5 protein-coding genes and 1 pseudogene are annotated in these 4,701 nt (G+C 64.0%); 2 read left to right on the top strand and 4 right to left on the bottom strand.

Going from position 1 to position 4,701, the window contains the following annotated elements; translation table 11 throughout:
* The 3 genes from AS156_RS22195 to AS156_RS22185 form a co-directional block, all read right to left on the bottom strand.
* Nucleotides 1–476: methyltransferase domain-containing protein (locus AS156_RS22195; protein WP_245313004.1), on the bottom strand; the 476-nt coding region annotated here is incomplete at its 3' end.
* A gap of 214 nt (nt 477–690) precedes the next feature.
* On the bottom strand, nt 691–1,491 hold the full coding sequence (locus AS156_RS22190) for an SDR family NAD(P)-dependent oxidoreductase (protein WP_066508697.1): 801 nt from the start codon (nt 1,489–1,491) through the stop codon (nt 691–693).
* A 63-nt stretch (nt 1,492–1,554) separates the two neighbouring features.
* Nucleotides 1,555–2,448 carry an NAD(P)/FAD-dependent oxidoreductase gene (locus tag AS156_RS22185; RefSeq protein WP_066508695.1) on the bottom strand — a complete coding sequence of 298 codons (894 nt, stop codon included), beginning with the start codon at nt 2,446–2,448 and terminating at the stop codon, nt 1,555–1,557.
* Nucleotides 2,449–2,563: 115 nt separating this feature from the next.
* On the opposite strand from AS156_RS22185, the gene AS156_RS22180 reads away from it, so the two are divergent.
* Complete coding sequence (locus tag AS156_RS22180; RefSeq protein WP_066508694.1) at nt 2,564–3,247, top strand: TetR/AcrR family transcriptional regulator; 684 nt, start codon at nt 2,564–2,566, stop codon at nt 3,245–3,247.
* 212 nt (nt 3,248–3,459) lie between these two features.
* Here the strand turns inward: AS156_RS22180 and AS156_RS22175 are convergent, their stop codons facing one another.
* On the bottom strand, nt 3,460–4,347 hold the full coding sequence (locus tag AS156_RS22175) for a LysR family transcriptional regulator (protein ID WP_066508693.1): 888 nt from the start codon (nt 4,345–4,347) through the stop codon (nt 3,460–3,462).
* Between the two features lie 181 nt (nt 4,348–4,528).
* Between AS156_RS22175 and AS156_RS44740 the strand changes: the two are divergent.
* A pseudogene (locus tag AS156_RS44740) lies at nt 4,529–4,701 on the top strand (nitronate monooxygenase); the annotation flags it as partial.

Raw genomic sequence — 4,701 nt, 5'->3', positions numbered from 1 at the left:
GCCGCATAGTCGCGCGAGGCGTAGAAGCCGGTGCCGAGCCGCCCGATCCTGCGTCCGATCAGGTTCTCCTCGCCGGCATCGACGGGACGCAGCACCACATCGGCCTCGCGGCGACGGACGCTCGCCGGGAACGGATGGGCCCCCTCGGGCAGCTCGGCGCTGCTGGCGTCGGCCACCCGGAACAGGGCCGGCGTATCCTGTGGCGCAAGCGCGCGCGCTCGGGCGATCAGCGGTTCGGATATGTCCACGCCCAGCACTTGGCCCCCCGCGCCGACGCGGGCGGCCAGAGCCAGACTCGACGCGCCCGCGCCGCAGCCGACGTCCAGCACGCGCTCGCCCGCCGCGGGCGCGGCGGCTTCGATCGCGACCTGGCCGAACACCGCCAGCCTGGCGTCGAGCCGGGCCTGGTGGGCGATCCAGCGCTCCCCGCTTTGGCCATTCCAGTCGGCGACCCGATCGGCATTGTGCTGCGCCATGACATATCCTTGTTCTGGTTCGTTCTTAACTAAGCCATCCGATGCCGAAGCGCGCATCGTCTCCAGCGAGCGGCGAGGGCGAACAGGATGAAGCGATCCATTCTCCGCTGATCCTTCGGAGGAACGACCAGATCCGGATCGAAGTCCCCGTCTGCCTCGTCAGCCTTCAGAGCCCCCGCTTGCTCGATGAGCCCACACGCCAGCGCTCCAGGAGTTAAGCGTCCACTATTCTTTTCAACGTGGCCCTTTGCATTGATCGCGGCGTCAGACGATTTGAAAAGGCTGCCATCTTGTTCGCCAGGCCCGCGATCACCATGGCCTTTCCTTCCATAAGCGCCCGAACACCGCTCGCGGCGACCGGACGAGGCTTCATGGTGAGGAGGCGCAGCAAGGCCGATGGTGTTGCGCCGGCAGCCGCATCGAAGCCCGTCGCGGTGTGCCCCGGGCAGAGAGTGGTAACAACCACACCGTGCGGGCGGAGTTCGTCGTGCAGGGCCTCGCCAAGGGCGAGTACATACGCCTTGGTCGCCGCATAGGCCGCGTAGCTGGGAACGGCTTGGAAGGCCATGAGACTGGCGACGAGAAGGATATGTCCAGATCGCCGCGCGGCCATGTCACGGCCGAACAGGTAGGTCAGCTCTGTGAGCGTCGTGATGTTGAGCTGGATCATGTCTGTCGTGCGCTCGATCGGCATGTCCAACAAAGCGCCGTGCAAGCCGTATCCGGCATTGTTCAGCAAGATGTCGATCGTCACCGACCTCGCATCGAGACTGCTTTTCAAGTGGCTGGCCGCGCCTGGCGCTGCAAGATCGATCGCCTCGACCAGCACATCCACCCCGTATTTGCGGCGGAGATCGGAGGCAAGCTTTTCCATCGGCTCCTGCCCTCGGGCGGCCAATACGAGATTGACTTTCTGCGCAGCCAGGAGATCTGCGAATTCAAGGCCGAGGCCACTCGACGCCCCGGTGATCAGAGCCCATTTTCCGGCGAAGCTGTTCATTGGTTCTTTCGACATCGTTTTCTCTTCCTCAACTCCAATTTGATGGCCCGCGGCAATCGGAGAAGGGAATCTGCGCTCTCAAACCAGCATCGACTGCTGGGCGAAGATACCCGCCATCGCGCCCTGCGATGATGCCTGGGTAACCGAGGGCAAGAAGGGCGTGGTGAGGTCGCCGGCGGCGTAGATGCCGGGCATGCTGGTTTGGCGGCGCTCGTCGACCTTGAGGGTGATGCCAACGGGCGTATCCACCGTGGCAAGGTCCAGTGATTCATGCAGGCTTGCGGACGGCTTGTTGCACGGATGGGCGAACAGGATGTCGACTGCGACATTGCGGCCGCTATCGAGATTGACGCTGGCGATATGGCCCTTGTGATGGGCGATCTCGACCATCCGGCCATCGACGACAGGTATGTTGCGGCGCGCCAGATCGGCCTGAATATCAGGCGGAACGTCGTGACCATCGGAGAAGACAGTCAACTTGTCGGTCCAATCGAGGAACAGCCTGATCTGATTGTGCGACTGCGGGCCGGACCAGACGAGGCCCCAATGCTGGCCGGCGACTTCAAAGCCGTCGCAATAGGGGCAGGGCACGACGGACGTGCCCCAGCTTTCGGCAAAGCCCGGAACATCAGGCATCTGGTCGGCGACGCCATAGCTCAGGATCAGACGACGCGCCCCAAGGCTTTCGCCATCGGAAGTGAGGACGTTGAAATTGTCGATGGCGCCGGAGACGCTGTCGGCCCGGGCACTGACCAGCCTGATCGTGGGATAACGCGCCAGCTGCTGCCGCGCTTCGGCCAGGATGTCCAGCGGTGGCTTGTGATCGTGGCCGAGCAGGCCATGCGAGTGGCCGGCGAAGCGGTTGCGCGGCAGGCCGGTATCGAGAACGGTGACCTTGCGGCGGGCACGGCCGAGCTGCAGGGCGCCGGCGAGACCGGCAAAGCTGCCGCCGATGATGATGACGTCATCCATGGTGGTGGGCTCCGTATGGAGGACAGGTCGAAACCTACCCATTGGCTTGCACATTTCGGAAACTGCATGGTATCGTAATTCAAGAATTAGGATACTGTCAAGTACTGGAATTGTCGTGACCGAAAACAGACAGGGCCGGCGCGGCCGGCCCGCCAACGAGGCGCTTGGCCAAACGATCATCGACGCCGCGAGCGAACTCTTTGTGGAATTGGGTTTTCAAGCGACGACGTTGGACAAGGTCGCCCAGCGGGCGAAGATATCCAAGCTCAGCATCTATCGGCACTTCGAGAACAAGGAGGCGCTGTTCAGCGCGGCCATCGCGGCCGGCTGCCATCAGTTGTTTGCACCACACGCCCTTCTTGAAGGCGTCGACGGTTCGGTCGAAGATCAGCTCATGGCGGTGGGATCATCACTGCTTCGCACGCTGTTGAGATCAGACGTCCGCAGTGTCGAAGCCATGGTCATGGCCGACAAGACGGATCAAAACTCGTTAAGCAAGCTCCATTACGAAGCTGGCCCCGCCCATGTCATCGCCCAAATCGAGGCCCTGTTGCGTCAGTTGCACGCGAAGGCGCTTCTGAACGTGCCCGATCCTCTCCGGTCTGCCCGCTTGTTTGCTGCGCTTTTCAAAGGATCCGATCTCCTGATGATCGCACGCTTCGATGAGGCGAGAGCAGAGGACGACAACGAAATCGAATCCTATTGCCGGTCGGCCGTCGCCATGTTCATCGCCGCGCACGGTGGCAACGACCACGCGGGCGGATATTTGCCTGCCTCAAGGTCAAAAAACAAAATTTGAATCGTGCGTGACCGAGTCGGCCAGCAGGCCAAGGCAGGCCAGCCGATCATGAAAATTGACGAGTCGGCCGCACGGTCCGACTAACGTCCGCTCTGGGGTCAAACGGAGACCTGATACCTCCGCGGCGCCACGTCCGGCTTTCCTCGCACGGCGGACATTGCAACCCGGCTTGACGGGACCGAGTCAGACCATTCCGAGTGAAAATTGTACCGCTACCCGCGCAGCCTGACGCGGTCTTCGCGGGCGCAATCGGTGACGAAGCCGATCACGGCGCGCACCGCAGGCAGATCCACCAGATCGGGGTGCGCGAGCAGCCAGAGATCGGAGACGCTGCTGAGCTTTTGCGGCGCGACCCGCACCAACTCCGGATAGTCGACGGCCACCAGGCAGGACAGCGCGGAGATGCCGAGCCCGGCGCGTACCGCCGCGAGCATGTCGCCCTGCGAGGAGCAGCGCATCACCAGCGTGCCCTGCCGCGTGATGACATCGCTCCAGCGCGCCAGATGCGCATTCGATGTCTGGTCGGCAAACCCGATCACGCTGTGGCCCCTCCACTCGTCGCGGCGCTCCGGCAGCTTGCGCCCCGCCGCATAGTCGCGCGAGGCGTAGAAGCCGGTGCCGAGCCGCCCGATCCTGCGTCCAATCAGGTTCTCCTCGCCGGCATCGACGGGACGCAGCACCACATCGGCCTCGCGGCGACGGACGCTCGCCGGGAACGGATGGGTGATGATCTCGAGCTGGATATTGGCGTGGTCGCGCAGGAACGGCCCGAGACGCGGCATCAGCCAGTGCGCAGCGAGCGTCGCGCCGATCGACAGCTTCACGACGCCGCGGGCCTGCTCACCGGTGGCGGACGCCGCCGCCTCGGCGCGCAGCGCCGCTGCCGCCATCGCTTCGGCGTGCTCGCGGAACTTGCGGCCTTGTGAGGTCAGCGACAGGCCGTCATTGGAGCGGGCGAACAGGCGGGTGCCGAGTTGCTTCTCCAGCGCCGCCACGTTGCGGCCGACAGTCGGGTGGCTGATGCGCAGGCGGCGTGCGGCCCCGGCGAGGCTGCGCGTCTCCGCAACAGCCACGAACGTCTTGCAAAGCTCCCAGTCCATGCGATCCCTGTGATTAGCGTGTTCATTCCTGATGCGATGATCGTTCAATATTGAACGCCATCCGGCAGCCGTCCAGCCTTATATTGGCCCGCAAAAGAGAGCTGCCGCTCCAGCCATCGCAACACGCACGCGATCCGTCTGGCCACAGACCAGCCGGCATACGCATGGAGGACCCCGAAAGATGCCGTTGCCCGCTTCCCTCGCCAACAAGCTCGAACTGCCGGTCGTCGGCTCGCCGCTGTTCATTGTGTCCGGGCCTGAGCTGGTGATCGCGCAGTGCAAGGCCGGCATCGTCGGCTCGTTCCCGGCGCTGAACGCCCGCCCCGCCGAGAAACTCGGCGAGTGGCTGACCCA

The sequence above is a fragment of the Bradyrhizobium macuxiense genome, from assembly GCF_001542415.1.
Taxonomy (GTDB): Bacteria; Pseudomonadota; Alphaproteobacteria; order Rhizobiales; family Xanthobacteraceae; genus Bradyrhizobium; species Bradyrhizobium macuxiense.
This window is presented reverse-complemented; position numbering and strand designations above follow the sequence as displayed.

What these genes read in the sequence shown, in the direction of transcription:
- AS156_RS22175 (WP_066508693.1), bottom strand. Translation starts at nt 4,347, where the DNA reads ATGGACTGGGAGCTTTGCAAGACGTTCGTGGCTGTTGCGGAGACGCGC.
- AS156_RS22185 (WP_066508695.1), bottom strand. Translation starts at nt 2,448, where the DNA reads ATGGATGACGTCATCATCATCGGCGGCAGCTTTGCCGGTCTCGCCGGC.
- AS156_RS22190 (WP_066508697.1), bottom strand. Translation starts at nt 1,491, where the DNA reads ATGTCGAAAGAACCAATGAACAGCTTCGCCGGAAAATGGGCTCTGATC.